Consider the following 18,612-nt stretch of genomic DNA (forward strand, 5'->3'; position numbering starts at 1 on the left):
GTCCGACCTGGTGACCGGAGAATGGCCGCTCGGCTGGAGCATCGTCCTCTTCCTGGTGGCGGGCGCGCTCACCGTGCTGTGCAGCGTCCGCCTGGCGACCCTGGGCGACGTCCTGGCCGACCGCACCGGCCAGGGCGAGGCGCTGTTCGGCGCCGTCTTCTTCGGCCTGGTGACGTCCCTCTCCGGGATCGTCATGACCGCGGTGAGCGCCGCCGACAACCACCCCGACCTCGCCTACTCCAACGCGGTCGGCGGCATCGCCGCGCAGACCCTGGCCGTCGCCGCCGCCGACCTCGCCTACCGGCGGGTCAACCTCGAACACGCGGCGGCCTCGCTGCCGAACCTGCTCTTCGGCTGCCTGCTCATCGCCCTGCTCGGCATCGCGCTGATGGCCGCCTTCAGCCCCGACGTCACCCTGTGGGGCGTGCACCCGGCCTCCGCCGTCCTGGTGTTCTTCTACTGGGGCGGCCTGCGGCTGATCAGCGACCGGCGCCGCGCCCTGTGGGTGGCCGTCAGGACCAGCGAGACCGTGCCGGACGTGCCCGACGAAGGACCGGCCACCGCGCGGCGGGGCAACGGCCGGCTGTGGGCCGAGTTCCTCGGCATCGCGGTCGTCGTGGTGGCCGGAGGCTGGGTCGTCGTCCGGGCCGCGGAGACCTTCGTGGCCGCCACCGGCCTGGCCGCCGGCTTCGTCGGCGCCGTCCTGCTGGGCATCGTGAACGCGCTGCCGGAGACCGTCACCGCCATCGCCGCCGTCCGCCGGGGCGCGGTGACCCTCGCGGTCGCCGCCGTCATCGGCGGCAACTGCCTCGACGCGCTCAACCTCGTCGTCGGCGACCTCGCCTACCGCGGCGGATCCCTCTACCACGCGGCCAGCCCCGACGAGCTGTTCCTCACCGCCGGCGCCCTCGTGATGACCACGATCCTGCTCGGCGGCCTCCTCGTCCGCCAGGAACGCGGCTGGCTGCGCGTCGGCTTCGACGGCGTCCTCCTCATCGCCCTCTACGGCACGATCGTCGCCACCCTCGCCGTCTGACCCCCGGCAGCGACGTCGGGGCACCGATCGCCGCCGGACCGAGACGCCCGCGGAACCGCACGGTGCCCTGCCGCTCGTAGGCTCCACGGCATGAGGTGGGGAAGAGCGGTCACGGCCCTCTGCCTGATGCCCCTGCTGAGCGCGTGCGGCCCGTACTACGGCGTGTTCTTCGTCCAGGGCGACGACGCCGAGAACGCGGTCATCGGCGTGCGGGACTGCCAGTCCGGTGGTGGCATCACGGAGATGAGCCTGTACCTGCGCGGCGACACGAGCTCGGCCTCGACGGGGAGGACCGGCAAGCGGCTGCTGTTATGGCGCGTCGAGGCCGACGGGGGCGAGCCGGTGCGCGAGCTCGGCCTCGGCGGGGAGCCGGACGGATACACCACCCGGCATCCGCTGACCGTCGAGCTCCACGCCGGGACCACGTACGAGATACGCGCCAGCACGGTCTCGGGGCGTGGCGGTGGTCTGGCCTTCAGACCGGAGCGGTTGTCGGCCGGGTACGTCACCTACGACGACGACGTCACGGAGTCGCGGGAGGCGTACGACGAACTGCCCGACGCCTGGTTCTGTTACTGACGGCCTGACGGCGGAGTGGCGACGCGCCCGCCGCGTCCCCTACGACCCGCTCAGAAGGACCACGGCACCAGCACCAGGGTGCCCCAGGCGAGGACCGGGCCGAGGCCGACGATGCCGGCGGTGTAGCTCATGACCTGGCGGTAGAAGCCCTGCCGGTCGACGCCCCTGGCGTTGCTCAGCACCAGGGCGCCGTTGGTCGAGAACGGCGACACGTCCACGATGGTCGTGGAGATCGCCAGCGCCGCGATGAGGCCGGCCGGGCTGAGGTGGCTGGCGAGCAGCAGCGGCACGGCGATCGGGATGATCGCCGTCAGGATGGCCGTGGACGACGCGAAGGCCGAGGTCACCGCCACCGTGAAGCACAGCAGCAGGGCGACGACCAGCGGCGCGCCGACGTTGGCCGCGTGCTCGGAGATCATCTCGATGGTCCCGGCGTGCTCCAGCATCGCGACGTAGGTCATCATGCCCGCGACGAGCAGGATGGTGGACCAGCCGATGCCCTCGACGGCCTTCTCCTGGTTCTTCATGTCGACCAGGGCCAGCACCGCGCCGGCCGCCAGGGCGAGGAAGCCGATCTGCAGCTCGAAGACCAGCGCGCCGACCACCAGGACGAGCAGCGCGACGAGCGTCAGCGCCTGCCGCCAGGTCACGCCGGTACCGGGGTCCTCCGCTGAGCCGGGGCCCTCGGGGGCGGTGGTGTCCGCGGCCGCGGCCGCCGGGACCCGGACGCGCGCCCGCCAGTGCAGGAGCACGAAGGTCAGGGCGGACAGCAGCAGGTTGAAGCCGAAGCTGGCGAAGAACAGGGTGGGCGCCGACACCGAGAGCGTCGTGTCCTCGACCATGTCCAGGACGAGCGCGCCCGACACGGCGATCGGCGAGAACGCGCCCGCGTGGGCCCCGCTGATCACCATCATCCCCATCATCAGCGGGTTGAGCCGGTGCTGGAAGGCGAAGTTCATGCCGATCGGCGCCAGGATGGCCACGGCCGCCGGCGTGAAGGTGCCGAACGCCGTCAACACCGAGGCCACGACGAAGAGCACCCAGGGGATCAGCGCGACCTTCCCCCGCACCAGCCGCACGCCGGCGGCGACCAGCAGGTCGATGGTGCCGTTGCGGCGCGCGATCGAGAACAGATAGGTGACGCCGACGATCGTCACGAACAGGTTCACCGGGAACCCCGCGAAGATCTCGTCCTCGGTCATCTCCAGCGCCGAGGTGCCGACCACGAACGTGGCGACGAAGGCGAGGATGCCGATGTTGATCGGCAGCACGGTGCCGACCAGGAACATGACCAACAGCGCGGCGATGGATATGGCTTCAGCAGACATCGTTGTCGTCCTTACCGGGGGAGAGAGGGGGCGGAACCGTCAGGCCGCTGTCGGAAGGGCCGGTTCCGGCACGAGGATCTCGGCGTCGCACAGGACGCGTGCGGCACGACGCACGGTGACCCGGTGAGGTCCCGATGGGCCGATGTCGGTCGCGCTGACCAGCACCACACCGGCGGGTGTGCCGATGCGCAGCTGGGAGTCGGCTGTGGCCGTTGATACCCGCCGCACCACCGATCCGTCAACGAGGTGCGCCGCGGCGATGGCGACCGCCGAGGTGAGGCCGATCGCCGGGTGCGGGTCGTTCATCGTGAGCATCCGCACCGAGACGTCGTAGTCGCTCGCGGCCACCCGGTCGCCGGTGGAGCTGACGTAGGGCACCGGCGCGCCGACGAGCCCCACCTTGGGCACCGCGTCGCCCGGCTCCTCGCCGGCACGGAGCAGTCCCATCCGGGGCGCGGCGGCGTGCCGCACCGAGCGCAGCCAGCCCACCTCGCCGCGCAGCGCGGCGACCGGCTCGGCGCCGGTCAGGCCGGCCGCGGCCGCGTCGACCAGGACGACCGGCGCGCCGGCGTCCAGCATGGTCACCCGGACCGTCTCGCCCGCCAACCGCAGCTCGTCGTCGGCGTTACCGGTGGGCAGCAGCGCGCCCGTCGTCCGCCCCGCCGGGTCGAGGAAGGTCAGGCCGACCGCGACCCCGCCGGACCTGGTGCCCGGCACGGTCTGGGTGCCGAACTCGGGCACCAGACCGCCGGCGGTGTCGACGGTGGCCTCCAGCAGCGCGCCCGTGTTGGTGTTGCGCATCACGACCCTGGTCAGGTCGCCGCTGATCGGGACCAGCCCCCTGGTCACCGACCACAGGGCGATCGCCGTGGCGCAGTTGCCGCAGTTGCTGCCCCACTCGACCCGGTCGACGCCGATGCCGACCTGGCCGAAGAGGTACTCGACGTCGACACCCTCGTCCGGGCAGGGCTTGACGACCGCGGCCTTGGACGTGGTGGGCGTGGCACCGCCGACGCCGTCCAGGTGGACCGGGTCCTTCGCGCCGTACGCGTCGACCAGCAGCCGCTCGAGACCGTCCAGCGTGGCGGGGACGTGCCGGTGGTCGAACAGCCAGCACTTGCTCGTGCCACCACGCACCAGACTCGCGGAAACGCGCACCTCAGCCGTCCTTCTGTGCTTGTTACGGGCCGTGGACGCGCTCACGATGGCACCGTGAAGAGTTGAGAACAATACCCATTTTCTTAGAAGGGGTTTAGCGCAGCTAAAGGCTAGACTCGACGCGTGCTCAACGTACGGAGACTGCTGCTGCTCACCGAGATCGCCGAACACGGCTCGCTGACCGGCGCCGCGTCCGCCGCCGGGATGACCGCGTCCGCCGCCTCCCAGCAGATGTCCCGGCTGGAGGCCGAGGTCGGCCAGCCGCTGCTCGAACGGCTGCCCCGCGGCGTGCGGCTGACCGGCGCCGGGGAGGCGCTGGTGGCCCGGGGCCGGGCGATCCGCCGCGAGCTGCGCGCCGCCCAGGCGGATCTCGACGCCTTCGCCCGACTCGACCGCGGCACCCTGCGGCTCGGCTCCTTCCCCACCGTCAGCGCCTCGCTGCTGCCGCTGGCCCTCACCCGGTTCGCCCGCGCCCACGCCGGCGCCGAGGTGGTGGTCAGGTCGGCGATGCTCGCCCAGCTGCGGGAGATGCTGCACACCGGCGAGGTCGAGCTCGCCCTGCTGTGGGACTACCGGTGGAACCGGGTCAGCGACGAGGCCCTGGCCCTGACCCACCTGCTCAACGACCCCACCGTGCTCGTCGTCCCGGCCAACTCCCGGCTCCTCGACGAGCCCGAGGTCAGCCTGCGCTCCCTGGCCGCCCAGCACTGGATCATCCGGGCCGACAACCATCCGGTCGCCGAGGTGCTGCGGCGCAGCTGCCGGCTCGCCGGCTTCGAGCCACGGATCGCCTACGAGTCACACGACTACCAGGAGGCGCAGGCCATGGTCGCCGCCGGCCTCGGCATCGCCATCGCGCCCCGGCTCGCGCTCACCAACCGGCGCAACGACGTACGACTGGTGCGGCTCGGCGCCGACGTGCCCGCGCCGATCCGCCGGATCCTGCTGGCCCGCCCCGAGAACCGGATGCCCACGCCGGCCACGCTCGCCATGATCGACATCCTGCACGCGGTGGCCGAGCGGTTCACCGACACCAACCTGGACCGCAACCAGCTCGGCTCCGTCCGCCGCGTCGGCGGACCCCGGGCCCCGCGCGCCTGACCGGCCGTCCGCGAGGCCCACGGGCCCGTCGGGGAAGGCTCAGGCTCCGATCAGCACACCGCCGATGAGGATCGGGGCGACATCGGAGACGGTGAGCGCCGCGGCCAGGGCGCAGGCGGCGGCGAGGGCGGTGGCGAGGAGTCGGCGTGCGGACATGGGTCCTCCAACGAGGTCGGGGCGGATGTCGCCCGGTTTGACCATCCGGCGCCCCCGGAGGTTGCCCACCCGGCCCCCGGCCGGATGGGCGGACCTCACCCGGTGACGAAGGTGGTGACGCTGCGGGCGGGGAGTTGGGCGGTGAAGGAGCCGTTGGACATGGTGAGCGCGGTGCCCGACGCGAGGTTGCGGCCGGCGTCGGTGACCCAGGAGGAGACCCGCGCCGAGGCGTTGTTGGTGAGGGTGAACGGTTGACTCACCGCCGAGGTCCCCTTGTTGACGGCGACGATGGTGATCTGTCCGTTGGGGGCGCGGTAGGCGGAGGTGTAGAGGCTGGACTGGACGCTGGGGGTGGCGTCGACACGCACGTGGCCCGGGCGGACGAACTTCGAGAAGTGCGCCATGTTGGCGCCGCGCTTGCTGATCTGCCCGTCCTCGCGCATCGGCCCGTAGCCGCGGCGGATGTACCACCACACGTACGCCTGGAACTGGCCGTCGACCAGGGCGCGGTGGATGTGCTCCCCGACGTCGAGCGCCTGCGGCCAGAGGTCGGCCGAGTCGCTGCTGTTGGGGTGGTACACCTCGGTCATCCACAGTTCCTTGCCGGCGCCCCGCTGTTGGAAGAGGAGGTAGGGGAAGTTCTGGAACTGGGTGCCGTAGAGGTGGGCGCCCAGGATGTCCATGTTCGCCAGCGCCTGGGCGTCGTTGAGGATGGGGTCGGAGAAGCTCTTCACGTACTGGAAGGACTCCGGGGCGATGACCCGGGTGCTGATCGAGCCGGCGTTCTCGCGCAGGAAGCGGACCATCTCGGTCGGGGTCCACCACGTCCAGTCATGCGCGTAGTCGGGCTCGTTCTGCACCGAGATCGCGTACAGGTTGACGCCGTTGTTGCGCATGAAGACGACGAAGTCGTTGAGGTACTGGGCGTAGGCGCCGTAGCTGTCGTACCGCAGCCGCCGGGCGTCGGTCTGGCTGCCGCGCACGAAGGTCTCGACCATGCTGGCCGGGGGATTCCAGGGGGAGGCGATGACGGTCGCGCCGAGTTCGACGGCGCGGCGGGCGGTGGCGACCTCGCGGCTCCAGTTGTTCCGGTCCTCGTGGACGGGGATCCGCAGCACGGTGAAGCCCAGCTGCCCGGTGCCGTTGCCGAAGGCCGTGTCGCGCTGGGCGGCCGTCAGGTCGCTGATCCAGACGGTGTGGTTCATGCCGCCGAAGCCCCGGATCGTCTGCCGGGACGCCGAGGGGTCGACGACCACGGTGGCCGCCGCCGTGATCGGTGCCCCGGGCGCCGCCACGGCCGGCGTGGCGGTGGCGATGACCGGCAGGGCGCCCAGCGTCGCCAGCACCGACCGCCGACTCGGCGATCCGGGACCCGTTCCCGTGGACTCGTTGGGAGGTAACGTCACTGTTCCGCCTCCTGAACGCTCGGGGTCACTGAAACGCTCGCGGTCACCGCTTTGGGAGCGCTCCCACTCGCGCGCTGGCAACGTAACGGCCTGACCGGCCACCGTCAACCCGCGCGGCGGGGTGACGCCGCCGGGGCCGGTCGGTTGGCGAGCCGGCCCCGGCGGGCGGGTTCGGGTCAGGCCGTGGACAGCTCGGCGCGCACGGCGTGCGCGGCCCGCACCAGGTTCTCAAGCGAGGCGCGGGTCTCGGGCCAACCGCGGGTCTTCAGGCCGCAGTCGGGGTTGACCCACAGGCGTTCGGCCGGGATGGCCCGCAGCCCGGTGCGCAGCAGTTCGGCGGCCTCCTCGGCGCTCGGCACGCGCGGGGAGTGGATGTCGTAGACGCCGGGGCCCGCCTCCCGCGGATAGCCGTGCGCGGCGAGTTCGCGGGCCACCTGCATGTGGGAGCGGGCCGCCTCCAGGCTGATGACGTCGGCGTCGAGGTCGTCGATGGCCCGCACGATGTCGCCGAACTCGGCGTAGCACATGTGGGTGTGGATCTGGGTGTCGGGGCGCACGCCGGCGGTGGTGAGCCGGAACGCCTCGGTGGCCCACGCCAGGTACCAGGACCGGTCGGCGGCCCGCAGCGGGAGGGTCTCGCGCAGCGCGGGCTCGTCCACCTGGATCACCGCGGTGCCGGCCGCCTCCAGGTCGGCCACCTCGTCGCGCAGGGCGAGGGCGACCTGGCGCGCGGTGTCGGCCAGCGGCTGGTCGTCGCGGACGAAGGACCAGGCGAGCATGGTCACCGGGCCGGTCAGCATGCCCTTGACCGGGCGCGGGGTGAGGGACTGGGCGTACGTCGTCCAGCGCGTCGTCATCGGCTCGGGGCGGGAGACGTCGCCGGCCAGGATCGGCGGGCGGACGTAGCGGGTGCCGTAGGACTGCACCCAGCCGTGCCGGGTGGCGAGGTAGCCGGTGAGCTGCTCGGCGAAGTACTGGACCATGTCGTTGCGTTCGGCCTCGCCGTGCACCAGGACATCGATGCCGACCCGCTCCTGGAAGGCGACGACCTCCCGGATCTCGGCCCTCACGCGCTCCTCGTAGCCGGCCGGGTCGACGCGGCCGGCGCGCAGGTCGGCGCGGGCGGCGCGCAGCTCGGCGGTCTGCGGGAAGGAGCCGATGGTCGTCGTGGGCAGCAGCGGCAGGCCGAGTCGGGCCCGCTGGGCGGTGGCCCGCTCGGGGTAGGGGTGGGGACGGCGGGCGTCGGCCGCGGTCACCGCGCCGGCGCGGGCGCGGACGGCCGGGTCGCGGGTGATGGGGGAGCCGGCGCGGGAGGCCAGGTCGGCGCGGTTGGCGGCGAGTTCGGCCGCGATGGCGTCGGTGCCCAGGGAGAGGCCCCTGGCGAGGGTGACGAGTTCGGTGGTCTTCTGCCGGGCGAAGGCGAGCCAGCGCAGGATCTGGGGGTCGATGTCGCGCTCCGCCGCGGCGTCCAGGGGGACGTGCAGCAGGGAGCAGGAGGCGGCGACGTCGACCCGGTCGGCGAGGCCGAGCAGGGTGCCGAGGGTGGTGAGGGACTTCGACAGGTCGTTGATCCAGATGTTGCGGCCGTCGACGACGCCGGCGACCAGGCGCTTGCCCGGCAGCCCGCCGACGGCCGCCAGCGCGTCGAGGTTGGCCGCGGCGGCGCCGGTGAAGTCCACGGCGAGCCCGTCGACGGGGGCCTTGGCCAGGACCTGGAGGGCGTCGCCGAGCCGGTCGAAGTAGGAGGCGACCAGGATCCGCGGCCGGTCGGCGAGGGAGCCGAGCCGCTGGTAGGCGTGGGCGGTGGCGTCGAGCTCGGCCGGGGTGCGGTCCTGCACCAGGGCCGGCTCGTCCAGCTGCACCCACTCGGCGCCGGCCGCCCGCAGGTCCGCGAGGACCTCGGCGTACACCGGCAGCAGGCGGTCCAGCAGGGTCAGCGGCTCGAAGTCGGCGGGCGCGCCCGGCGCGGGCTTGGCCAGCAGCAGGTAGGTGACGGGGCCGACGAGGACGGGACGGGCCGTCAGGCCGAGCGCGAGGGCCTCCGTCAGCTCGCCGACCTGCTTGGTGGAGTCGGGTGAGAACACGGTGTCCGGGCCGAGTTCGGGGACCAGGTAGTGGTAGTTGGTGTCGAACCACTTGGTCATCTCCAGCGGCGCGACGTCCCGGGTGCCGCGCGCCATGGCGAAGTAGCCGTCGAGCGGGTCGGCGGCGAAGGCGGCGCGGTGCCGGTCGGGGATCGCGCCGACCATGACGGTGGTGTCCAGCACGTGGTCGTAGTGGGAGAAGTCACCGGTGGGGACCTCGGCGACGCCGGCCTCGGCCAGCCGTCGCCAGGTGGCGCGGCGCAGTTCGGCGGCGGTGGCCCGGAGGGCGTCGGCGGTGACGCGGCCCTTCCAGTAGCCCTCGGTGGCCTTCTTCAACTCCCGGTCGTGGCCCTGTCGGGGGTAGCCGTACACGGTGGCCCGTGCTGCCGCGGCTGCGGGCTTGGGGGTCACGGAGCTCTCCTTCGCGAGATGGTTCCCTGGGATCCCGGCGACGGGACGAGGACGCGAAGGGGGACGGTGACCGGGCGGGCATGGCCTGGCGCGCGAGGCGCCGCCGTCCGCCTGGTGTGTCGCCGACCCGCCCTCGGGGTCACCGGGAGGTCCGCGCACGGGTGGCCGGGCGCGGGCAGTTGGCAGGTCTTCGGACTCGCGGGCCCGCCCTCCGGACCGGAGGACACCTACTGGCCGTCGCTTCCCAGGCCCGGTTCCCGGACCCAGTGCGTATGACGGCGGTCGTTCCCGCTCACCGCTGCGGGGCAGTCCCGGATTCCCACCGGGTTCCCTCTTGCGACGCCTCCCGCCTGGCGGACGGGGCGAACCAGCTGCGTGGGCCAGCCTACGGGCCGCCGTCGGGCGCGGCGGGTCACGTCCGTCATCCGGATGGCGAGAGGGCCCCCTCGGATGCGTGGGAAGGCGGCCACTTTTCGGTGAAGCGACCGGATCTGCCCCTGGCCGGGGCCCTGGACGGGCACATATCCGTCGTGCCGTGTGTGTGTCCGACGACCGGGAGAGGCGATGACGGGCGAAGAGAGCTGTTCGAGGACCCTGGACGAGTTCCTCGGCAGGGTCAGGCGGTGGTACGGCGAGGACCGTGACGGCTTCGCGACCATGTACGACGCGGCGATCGCCAACGTGGTGCCGTACCCGGAGGACACGCCGCCCGAGGCGCGGTACGACTGGCGGGGCAGGTCGATCGAGGACCTGTGCGACTTCTTCCGGGAGTGGTACGAGGCGGGGTGGACGACCCGACCGAGCGAGGGCCTGCACCACATCGAGAAGTTCAGCTGGCTCACCTACGAGAACGACTACGGCATGGTCTTCGTGACCACCGGACCCGGGCTGCGGATGACGGCCGACTTCACCGCCCTCCAGGGCGCCCAGATGGACGACGAGGGGGAGCGGGGCCAGCGGCTCATCGCCAGCTGGCGGGAGGAACTCGGCTCCCGGATGGACGACTTCGAGCCGGGCCCGTGGCGGAGCTTCAACGACTTCTTCACCCGGAACCTGCGGGACGACACCAGGCGGCCGATCGACGCCGAGGACGACGACAGCGTGGTGGTCGCGCCGACCGACTGCGTCATCAACATGATCGTCGACGACCTGACGGAGGAGACGCCGATCCCCGTCAAGACGGTCACCATGAACGTCCGACAGCTCCTCGCGGACTCCCCGCACTACCGGAGGTTCGTCCCGGAGCGGGACGCGGCGGGCGAGGTGGTCAGGCCCGGCGGCACGGCGGTGTCCTGCGTGCTGATGCCCGACACCTACCACTGGTACCACGCGCCGGTGGCGGGCGAGGTGGTGGAGGCCCGCGACGACGTCGGCGGCGTCTACTACGGCATGCGGAACTTCCCGGGGCTGCTCAACAAGGGGAACGTCGGCTACGGCTTCGACTACGAGGTGTTCGACAGGTTCCGCCGGGGCTACCTGGTCTTCAGGACCGTGTTCACCGACCCGCGCGGGCGGGAGCACGAGACGTACGTGGCGATGGTGACCGTCGGCCTCAACTCGATCGCCTCGGTGAACTACCTGCCGGAGTTCCGGCGGCCCGAGCGTCCGGTGCGGGTGCGGAAGGGGCAGAAGATCGGGAACTTCAGGTACGGCGGATCGCTGAACATCCTGTTGTTCCAGTACGGGAGGTTCCCGGCGCTCCAACTGCGCATGGGGCAGCGCATCGGGACCCTGGAGCAGACGGACAGGACCGAGACGCTGTTCGCCGGCTCCCGCCGCGAGCGGGCCCGGCGCGGCCGGCGCCCGGCGCCCTGACCGCGGGTCACATGTTCCAGAGCGTGACGAGGGGCCGGGGGACGGGCAGGAAGGGCTCGGGCGGCGTCCAGTCGCCGGTGGCGAAGAAGTTCCGGATCGTCGGCAGCCAGGGCTGGTAGTCGATGCCCTGGTCCGCGAGCCACTGGTCGTTGTAGTACTCGTTGGTGTAGCGGTCGGCGGCGTCGCACAGCACGGTGGCGACGCTGCCGGACTGTTCCTGGTCGCGCATGCCGAGCAGGACGCGGATCGCGGCGAACACCCCGGTCCCGGTGGAGGGCCCGGGGGAGATCCCCCACTCCCGCCGCTCGTGGAGCACCCGCATGGTGGCCACCGAGGCGGCGTCGTGGACCCGCATCATGCGGTTGACGGTCGAGGGCACGAAGGACGCCTCGACCCTGGGCCGGCCGATGCCCTCGATGTGCGAGCCCCGGTCGGTGATCGCCGGGTCGCGCCAGTACCAGCCGTCGAAGTACGCCGAGTGCTCGGGATCGGGCACGCACACCCGGAGGTCGCTGCCGGTGTAGCGGGCGTGGCGGGCGACGGAGGCGGCGGTGCCGCCGGTGCCGGCGCCCATCACGAACCAGTCCAGGTCGGGCACGGCGCGCAGCAGTTCGGGCCCGAGCCCCTCGTCGCCGCGCCAGTCGTAGGCGCGTTCGGCGTAGGTGAACTGGTCCAGGAAGTGGCCGCCGTACCGGTTCGCGACCCGGCGGGCGTAGGCGACGATGTCGCCGGAGACGGGGACGACGGTGCCGCCGAGTTCCGCGATGGCCGCCTTCTTCTCCCGGCTGGTGTTGTCGGGCACCACCGCGTAGAAGGGGATGCCGAGCCGCTGGCAGTACCAGGCCTCGGAGATGGCGGTCGAGCCGCTGGACGCCTCCACCACCGGCCGGCCCCTGGTCAGCCAGCCGCTGACCAGGGCGTGGACGAGCAGCGCCGCCGCGAGGCGGTGCTTGTGGCTGCCGGACGGCTGGTCGGCCTCCCGCTTGACGTACAGCCGCAGCCCGTTGAGCCGCGGCGGCAGCGGGATCTCGGTCAACTCCGTCGCCACGGGGGCGAGGTCGCCGCGGATGCGCTGGACGCAGTCGACGACCCACCGCCGGTCGTCCGGGTAGACGTCCGACTCGTCGTCGCGCTCGACCAGTTGGGGCTTCTCCGTGGTGCGTTCGACCAATGTCACCGGCGGCCTCCGTCGTCCGATCCGACCCCGCGCCGCCGACTGGTCGGCGCCCGCCCATGATCGGCGGCCCGCCGGCCGTCCGCCCGGCACCCGACGCCTCAGGGCACGGCCGGTTCACCGCTTCGGCGCAACGGCGGCGGCAGCGGGGGCGGGGGAGCCGGCCCAGCGCATGCGGCACCAGGGCAGGGCAAGGTCGCGTGGGCTGGTGACCAGGCGGGGCGCGAGGTCGTCGACGGGGGCGGCCTCCCGGTGCCGGGCGAAGACCGAGTCGGCGTAGCGGTGTCCGGTGTCGGCGGCGACGAACACCACGGTGCGGTCGGGGCGGTCGCGGTGTTCCCAGCGGGCGGCGAGGTAGGCGGCGCCCGTGGAGAGCCCCGCGAACACGGCGTGCCGGCGCAGCAGGTCGACGCTGCCGGCCAGCGCGGTCCCGAAGGACGTCCAGTGGATGACGTCGTAGCCGCGGTGGTCGACGTTGCCGAACGGGATGGAGCTGCCGATGCCGGCGATGATGATCTCGGGGTCGGCCACGTGCTCGCTGCCGAAGGTGACGCTGCCGAACGGCTGGACGCCGACCAGCGTGGTGTCCGGGGCGTGCTCCCGCAGGTAGGCGGCGAGCGCCCCGCTGGAGGCGCCGGAGCCGACGCCGCCGACGAGCGTGACGGCCTGGCCGCCGGTCTCCTTGACGACCCGTTCGGCGACGGCGCGGTAGCCGAGGTAGTGGATTCCGTCGTGGTACTGGCGCATCCAGTGGTAGTCGGGGTGGGCGGCGAGGATCTCCCGCACCCGCGCGACGCGGCGGCTCTGGTCGAGCTTGAGGTCCGCGCTCGGCGCCATCTGTTCGAGGCGGGCGCCGAGGATGGCGAGTTGGGTGCGCAGCGTCCGGTCGACGGTGGTGGAGCCGACGATGTGGCACCGCAGGTCGTGGCGGTGGCAGGCGAGCGCGAGGGCGTAGGCGTAGATGCCGCTCGAACTGTCGAGCAGGGTGTCGCCGGGCCGCACGACCCCGTGGTCCAGGAGGTGGCGGACGGCGGCGAGCGCGGAGACGACCTTCATCGTCTCAAAGCGCAGGCAGACGAGGCCGGGTTCGAGGCGTATCAGGTCCGGGGCGCCGATCGCGTCGGCGACGTGGTCGTACATGGTGGCTCACTCTCTCGTCGTGGGTCTGACGGGTCGTGAACGTCACGAGGACGGGGAGGCCGAGGCGTCGCAGGGCCTCGACGCAGCGGTCGAGTCGTCGGGCCAGGTCGGGGCGTGCCGGGTCGAACAGCAGCCCGGCCACGTTGCCGCTGTGCGCGACCTGGACGCCGGCCGCCCCGGTCTCGGCGGCGACGGCGACGAGGGCCGGCAGCTCCTCCTTGGGGAGCAGCCGCTGGTGGCGGGTGGCGCTGGCGGTGCAGACGCGGCCGAGCAGCGCGGTGTCGGCGGTGGCGACGGCGCGGCGCAGCAGGGCGCGTAACCGCTCGAAGGCCGCCAGGTCCTGGTCGCGGTAGGCGGCGGCGGGCAGGGACAGGGTGTCGACGGGGCGGCCGCCGCCGGTGGCGCAGCCGACCACGACGGCCGGCGGCAGGGCGGGGCCGAGGATCTCCAGCACCCGGCCCGCGCGTTGGGCGAAGAGCACCGGGCGGTCGGCCAGCATCAGGGGGTCGGAGGCGCCCTCGGCGGTGACGGCCAGCCGCGCGATCTCGTGCGGGGCGAGGGTGACGCGGTGACTGGCGGCGACCGCGCGGACGGCGGCGATGACGTCGCCGGTGGACGAGCCCATGCCGAGCCCCACGGGGATGGTCCCGCTCAGCCGCAGCCGTCCGCCGCCGGGGGAGTGGCCGGCCCGGCGGGCGCACTCGGCCGCGGCGAGGCGCGCCGCGCGCAGGGCCTTGGCGCGGTCGGGCGGGTCGACCGTGAGGTCGTCGGGGTGGCCCGCCGGGTGGCGGGTGAACTCGGCGTGGCAGCCGAGCCCGGTCTCCGGCGGCACGGGCAGGGTGACCAGGCCGGGACAGCTCCGCCCGTGGCGGTCGCGGAAGACGCCCTGGAGTATCTCCCCGTGGTGGCAGGCCGCCTGGCCGGTGCCCGTGGCGTCGGCGGTCATCCCGGCACCGTGGCGCGGTACCGGTACAGCACCGTCGGCTCGGCGCTGAACTGCGAGAACGGGAACGGCTCGGCGGACAGGGCGGAGACGCCGGCGCCGAGGAACGCGCGGGCGACCGCGCTGCCGCTCTGCGCGTAGACGACGAGCGGCAGTCGGCGTTCCCGGCAGCGGCCCAGGATGGTGTCGAAGGTGCCGTTGCCGAGGGTCATGCCGGTGGCGATGACGGCGTCGGCGGCGTCGAGCACCTCGGCCATGGAGTCGGTGACGGGCTGACCCCACTGGGTGGCGCGGAGGTTGAGGTCGCAGGGGAGCGGCACCCCGCCGCGGTCCCGGATGGCGGCCAGCAGCGGGTTGACGACCCCGATCAGGGCGACTCGGGCGCCGGGGGCGATGTCCAGCAGCCCGGCGATGGCGGCGTCGCGGGCCCTGGCCCGCTCCTCCGGGGTGCCGGCCGGCAGGGTGACCGGCTCGGCGGCGGCCTCCCGGTGCGGCGCGGCCTCCGCCAGCAGGGCGTCGAGCGCCGCGAGCCGGAGTGGGCGGGGGGCGTCGTCGCCGAGCAGCGCGGCGAGCGGCCGCCCCGAGTAGGCGCGGCACAGCGCCGGGTCGGTCTCGCCGTCCTCGACGGCGCAGGCGCCGAACGACCGGCCGCAGCGCACCAGCAGGTACTGGTTGAGGTAGGTGGTGTCCCCGCCGGCCAGCCGGGTGCCGTGGTGGAGCCAGAACACGCTGGTGGCGACGGTCGCCGCCGGGTCGGGTCCCGCCGTGCCCGCCAGCGCGGCGGTCACCAGCTCCTCGACGGTCGTGGGGCGCGGGACGGTCGGCGGTGGTGTGGGATGTCGGTCGACGAACGTGGGGTCGGTCGTCGGGTGTGGCACGGAATCTCCCTCAGGTAGCGATGGGCGCACCGGTGATGACCCCGGGGAGTATTACAAATGATTGTCATTTTCGTCTAGGCTGTCGTGCCACCCGAGTTGAGGAGGGGACCGCCGTGTCCGGACCGTCGACGCAGACCGTCGCAGCCGCCCCCGTCCCGGAGCCGAGGTCACCGCTGCGCGACCCGGCCTTCCTGCGACTGTGGGCGGGCAGCACCGCGTCGGGGCTCGCCACCTGGGCGATGCCGTTCGTGCTGGGGCTCGCCCTGCTGGACGGCACCGTCACGGCCGCCGCCCTCGGCCTCGTGCTGGCCACCCGCACGGCCGGCTTCCTCGCCGCCGTGGTCGTCGGCGGCGTGCTCGCCGACCGCTACTCGCGCCGGGCCGTGGTGTGGTGGGCCGGGCTCGCCGCCGGCCTCGCCAGCCCCGTGCTGGCGGCTGGCGTGGGACGTTCGGTGCCGGTGATGGCGCTGGCCGGCGTCGTGATCGGCGCCGGCCAGGGCGCCTGCCGGCCGGCCTTCCAGGCGCTGACGGCGGAGGTGGTGGCCGCCCCGCTCCGGCAACGGGCCAACGCCGCCCTGACGTTGTCCGTGCGGGTCACCACGCTGACCGGACCCGGGCTCGCTGCCCTGCTCGCCGCCTTCCTCAGCGTCCCCGCGCTGCTGCTCGGCATGGGCCTGCTGTGGCTCGCCGCGGCAGCCCTTCCGCCGCGCGGCCGGCACGCCCCCGCCCCTGGTCCCGTTCCCGGTGAACGGACCGGCTTCGTCACCGAGTTCGTCAGTGAGTTCGTCGACGGGGTGCGGGAGGCCAGGCGCCACCCCTGGTTCCTCGCCGGGCTCGGCGCGCTGGCCGCCGTCATCACCACCGGCTACTCGGCGACCGGGGTGCTGCTGCCGCTGGTCAGCCGCGACCGCTACGGCGTCGAGGCGGTGCTGGTCGCCGCGACCACCGCCTACACGGCGGGCGCGCTGCTCGGCGCCCTGGTGGTCGCGCGCTGGCACCCGAGGTCCGCCGGCTGGGCGGCCCTCGCGGGCCTGGCCGTCTACGGTCTGGCGCCGCTCAGCCTGTGGCTGCCGGCGCCCGCCGCCCTGGTGGTGGCCGCCTACGCGCTCGCCGGCGTGGGCATCGAGCTGTTCAACGTGCCCTGGTTCACCGCGACCCAACGGGAGGTCGAGCCCCGGCTGTTGGCGCGTGTCTCCGCACTCGACTTCCTGGTCTCCTACGGCCTCGCGCCCGTCGGCCTGGCGCTGATCGCTCCGGCGGCCGACGCCTTCGGTCCTGGACCCGTGCTCGCGGTCTGCGCCGCCGTGTGCTTCCTCGCCCCGGCCGCCGCCGCGCTCGTCCCAAGCGCCCGGCGCTTCTCCGGCCGTTGACGGAACCGCCGCCGCACTGTCACTCTTATTGCAAATGGTTTCCATTAACACTTCGGTCGGCGGTGCGCCGCCGCCCGTCGACACCCCGCCCCCCAGACCCCGAGCCGTGGCGGCCGGCCGCGGTCTCCTCCTCCCCGTCCTCCTGCTGTCCGCCGCGCTGCTCGGCTCCGTCGTCCTCGCCATCGGCCTCGGCTCCGCCGTCGTCCCGCCCGCCGACACGGCCCGCTACCTGTGGGCGGCGCTGACCGGCGGCCCGATCCCGGCCGACGAGCTGACCAGGTACCAGATCGTCTGGCAGGTCCGCACCCCCCGCGTGCTGCTGGCCGCCACGGTCGGCGCCGGACTGAGCGTGGTCGGCGTCGCCGTGCAGGCGTTGGTCCGCAACGCGCTGGCCGACCCGTTCGTGCTCGGCGTCTCCTCGGGCGCCTCCGTCGGCGCCGTGTCGGTCACCGTCTTCGGCGCCTTCTCCTCGCTCGGGATCTACGCCCTCTCCGCCGGCGCCTTCGCCGGGGCGCTCGCCGCCGCCGTCCTGGTCCACGCCGCCGCCCTCAGCCGCGCCGGCCTGACCCCGCTGCGCCTCGTGCTCACCGGGATCGCCCTGGCCCACGGCTTCCAGGCCGTGATGAGCGTGCTGGTCTACCTCGTGCCCGACGGCGAGGCCACCCACACCGTGCTGTTCTGGACCTTCGGCGGCTTCGGCGCCGCCACCTGGGGATCGCTGCCCGTGGTCGCCGCGATCGTCCTCCTCGGCACCCTCGCGCTGCGCCGCTTCGCCCGCCCGCTCGACGCCATGGCGCTCGGCGACGAGACCGCCGCCAGCCTGGGCGTCGACGGCGCCGCGGTACGCCGGGCGCTGTTCGCGCTGACCGCCCTGATGACCGGCGCCATGGTCGCGGTCAGCGGCGCCATCGGCTTCGTCGGTCTCGTCATCCCCCACCTGGTCCGCATCCTCGTCGGGGCCACCCACGCCCGCGTCCTGGTGCTCGCCCCGCTCGTCGGCGCCGTGTTCGTCGTCTGGGCCGACCTGGTGGCCAGAACGCTGGCCGCGCCCCGGGAGCTGCCCATCGGCGTCGTCACCGCGCTCGTCGGCGTCCCCGTCTTCGTCGCCCTGATGCGGCGCCGCGGCTACCTCTTCGGCGGCCGCTGATGACCGAGCACCCGGCTCACCCGGCTCGCCTGCGACTCGACGCCCTGCGCGTCACGATCGACGGCCGGGATCTCGTGCGGCACCTCTCCCTGGAGGCCGGCGCCGGACGCGTCACCGGCCTCGTCGGGCCGAACGGCAGCGGCAAGTCCACCGCCCTGCGCTGCGTCTACCGGGCCCTCGCCCCCACCGGCGGCGCCGTCCGGCTCGACGACCGCGACCTGCTGACCCTGCCCCGCCGCGAGAGCGCCCGCGCCGTCGCCGCCCTCACCCAGGAGAACGGCACCGAACTCGACTTCACCGCCTGGGAGATCGTCGCCCTCGGCCGCACCCCGCACCTGCGCGGCAACCAGCCGCTCGACGCCCGGGAACGCGACCTCTGCCGCCGCGCCATGGCCGACCTCGACGTCCTCCACCTGGCCGACCGCGGCGTGCTCACCCTCTCCGGCGGCGAACGCCAACGCGTACTCGCCGCCCGCGCCCTCGTCCAGGAACCCGCCGTCCTGGTCCTCGACGAGCCGACCAACCACCTGGACATCCGCCACCAGATACAGCTCCTGTCCCTGCTGCGCCGCACCGGGACCACGGTGCTGGTGGTGCTGCACGACCTCAACCTGGCCGCCGCCGTCTGCGACCGCGTCGGCGTCCTCGCCGACGGCGCGCTCGTCGCCGCCGGCACGCCACGCGACGTCCTCACCCCGCGGCTGGTGCGCGAGGTGTTCGGCGTCGAGGCCACCGTCGTCCCGCACCCGCTGACCGGCGATCCCCAACTCCTGTACTCCCTGCACTCCCTGGAAGGACATCCCAATCGTGTTGTCAAGCCGCAGCCGTGACGGGGGATGAAGCGTGATAGCACGCTCCGTCACGGATCATGGCCCACAGGACGTTG

15 protein-coding genes and 1 riboswitch are annotated in these 18,612 nt (G+C 73.5%); of the genes, 7 read left to right on the forward strand and 8 right to left on the reverse strand.

Annotated features, from left to right (window positions below):
• Positions 1 to 7 precede the first annotated feature (7 nt).
• A complete protein-coding gene (locus tag ACFWI8_RS24425) occupies positions 8 to 1,036 on the forward strand; it encodes a sodium:calcium antiporter (RefSeq protein WP_387095198.1) in 1,029 nt (342 codons plus the stop codon).
• Positions 1,037 to 1,126: 90 nt separating this feature from the next.
• Entirely contained in the window at positions 1,127 to 1,615 is a 489-nt protein-coding gene (locus ACFWI8_RS24430) for a hypothetical protein (protein WP_387095161.1), read from the forward strand.
• Between the two features lie 50 nt (positions 1,616 to 1,665).
• On the opposite strand, the gene ACFWI8_RS24435 is transcribed toward ACFWI8_RS24430, so the two are convergent.
• Together ACFWI8_RS24435 and ACFWI8_RS24440 are read right to left on the reverse strand one after the other, a co-directional pair.
• The gene (locus ACFWI8_RS24435; protein WP_387095164.1) at positions 1,666 to 2,943 is read right to left on the reverse strand and encodes an SLC13 family permease; all 1,278 of its coding nucleotides are present in this window, start codon (positions 2,941 to 2,943) and stop codon (positions 1,666 to 1,668) included.
• 39 nt (positions 2,944 to 2,982) lie between these two features.
• Entirely contained in the window at positions 2,983 to 4,101 is a 1,119-nt protein-coding gene (locus ACFWI8_RS24440; RefSeq protein ID WP_387095167.1) for a PrpF domain-containing protein, read from the reverse strand.
• Positions 4,102 to 4,224: 123 nt separating this feature from the next.
• Between ACFWI8_RS24440 and ACFWI8_RS24445 the strand changes: the two genes are divergently transcribed.
• Positions 4,225 to 5,202, forward strand: a complete 978-nt coding sequence (locus ACFWI8_RS24445; RefSeq protein WP_387095172.1) for a LysR family transcriptional regulator — start codon at positions 4,225 to 4,227, stop codon at positions 5,200 to 5,202.
• A gap of 251 nt (positions 5,203 to 5,453) precedes the next feature.
• Here the strand turns inward: ACFWI8_RS24445 and ACFWI8_RS24450 are convergent, their stop codons facing one another.
• Complete coding sequence (locus tag ACFWI8_RS24450) at positions 5,454 to 6,764, reverse strand: glycoside hydrolase family 30 beta sandwich domain-containing protein (protein WP_387095175.1); 1,311 nt, start codon at positions 6,762 to 6,764, stop codon at positions 5,454 to 5,456.
• 176 nt (positions 6,765 to 6,940) lie between these two features.
• Positions 6,941 to 9,259, reverse strand: a complete 2,319-nt coding sequence (metE, locus tag ACFWI8_RS24455) for a 5-methyltetrahydropteroyltriglutamate--homocysteine S-methyltransferase (protein ID WP_387095177.1) — start codon at positions 9,257 to 9,259, stop codon at positions 6,941 to 6,943.
• 184 nt (positions 9,260 to 9,443) lie between these two features.
• A riboswitch (cobalamin riboswitch) is annotated at positions 9,444 to 9,595 on the reverse strand.
• Positions 9,596 to 9,823: 228 nt separating this feature from the next.
• Here metE and ACFWI8_RS24460 point away from each other — a divergent pair.
• Positions 9,824 to 11,074: a phosphatidylserine decarboxylase gene (locus ACFWI8_RS24460; protein WP_387095180.1), complete on the forward strand. Its 1,251-nt coding sequence runs from the start codon at positions 9,824 to 9,826 to the stop codon at positions 11,072 to 11,074.
• Positions 11,075 to 11,081: 7 nt separating this feature from the next.
• Here ACFWI8_RS24460 and ACFWI8_RS24465 read toward each other — a convergent pair whose 3' ends face one another.
• From ACFWI8_RS24465 to ACFWI8_RS24480, 4 genes are all read right to left on the reverse strand, one after another.
• Positions 11,082 to 12,251, reverse strand: coding sequence for a PLP-dependent cysteine synthase family protein (locus tag ACFWI8_RS24465; RefSeq protein ID WP_387095182.1), 1,170 nt, complete (start codon positions 12,249 to 12,251; stop codon positions 11,082 to 11,084).
• Positions 12,252 to 12,365: 114 nt separating this feature from the next.
• Entirely contained in the window at positions 12,366 to 13,388 is a 1,023-nt protein-coding gene (locus tag ACFWI8_RS24470; protein WP_387095184.1) for a pyridoxal-phosphate dependent enzyme, read from the reverse strand.
• On the reverse strand, positions 13,309 to 14,334 hold the full coding sequence (locus ACFWI8_RS24475; RefSeq protein WP_387095186.1) for a GHMP kinase: 1,026 nt from the start codon (positions 14,332 to 14,334) through the stop codon (positions 13,309 to 13,311). The genes ACFWI8_RS24470 and ACFWI8_RS24475 overlap by 80 nt, the downstream gene beginning before the upstream one ends.
• Positions 14,331 to 15,122, reverse strand: coding sequence for a Rossmann-like domain-containing protein (locus ACFWI8_RS24480; RefSeq protein WP_387095201.1), 792 nt, complete (start codon positions 15,120 to 15,122; stop codon positions 14,331 to 14,333). The genes ACFWI8_RS24475 and ACFWI8_RS24480 overlap by 4 nt, the downstream gene beginning before the upstream one ends.
• A gap of 200 nt (positions 15,123 to 15,322) precedes the next feature.
• Here ACFWI8_RS24480 and ACFWI8_RS24485 point away from each other — a divergent pair, with 200 nt between their 5' ends.
• From ACFWI8_RS24485 to ACFWI8_RS24495, 3 genes are read left to right on the forward strand one after another with little or no spacing between them, the layout of a single operon-like run.
• The gene (locus ACFWI8_RS24485; RefSeq protein ID WP_387095189.1) at positions 15,323 to 16,579 is read left to right on the forward strand and encodes an MFS transporter; all 1,257 of its coding nucleotides are present in this window, start codon (positions 15,323 to 15,325) and stop codon (positions 16,577 to 16,579) included.
• Positions 16,580 to 16,613: 34 nt separating this feature from the next.
• Positions 16,614 to 17,726: a FecCD family ABC transporter permease gene (locus ACFWI8_RS24490; RefSeq protein ID WP_387095191.1), complete on the forward strand. Its 1,113-nt coding sequence runs from the start codon at positions 16,614 to 16,616 to the stop codon at positions 17,724 to 17,726.
• Positions 17,726 to 18,556, forward strand: a complete 831-nt coding sequence (locus tag ACFWI8_RS24495) for an ABC transporter ATP-binding protein (protein WP_387095194.1) — start codon at positions 17,726 to 17,728, stop codon at positions 18,554 to 18,556. The genes ACFWI8_RS24490 and ACFWI8_RS24495 overlap by 1 nt, the downstream gene beginning before the upstream one ends.
• Positions 18,557 to 18,612 lie beyond the last annotated feature (56 nt).

Origin of the sequence: Streptomyces sp. NPDC127098, assembly GCF_042722465.1 — a bacterium.
GTDB lineage: Bacteria > Actinomycetota > Actinomycetes > Streptomycetales > Streptomycetaceae > Streptomyces > Streptomyces millisiae.

Coding starts and splice junctions, on each gene's coding strand:
- ACFWI8_RS24430 (WP_387095161.1), top strand. CDS start 1,127: ATGAGGTGGGGAAGAGCGGTCACGGCCCTCTGCCTGATGCCCCTGCTG.
- ACFWI8_RS24435 (WP_387095164.1), bottom strand. CDS start 2,943: ATGTCTGCTGAAGCCATATCCATCGCCGCGCTGTTGGTCATGTTCCTG.
- ACFWI8_RS24460 (WP_387095180.1), top strand. CDS start 9,824: ATGACGGGCGAAGAGAGCTGTTCGAGGACCCTGGACGAGTTCCTCGGC.
- ACFWI8_RS24470 (WP_387095184.1), bottom strand. CDS start 13,388: ATGTACGACCACGTCGCCGACGCGATCGGCGCCCCGGACCTGATACGC.
- ACFWI8_RS24475 (WP_387095186.1), bottom strand. CDS start 14,334: ATGACCGCCGACGCCACGGGCACCGGCCAGGCGGCCTGCCACCACGGG.
- ACFWI8_RS24490 (WP_387095191.1), top strand. CDS start 16,614: ATGGTTTCCATTAACACTTCGGTCGGCGGTGCGCCGCCGCCCGTCGAC.
- ACFWI8_RS24495 (WP_387095194.1), top strand. CDS start 17,726: ATGACCGAGCACCCGGCTCACCCGGCTCGCCTGCGACTCGACGCCCTG.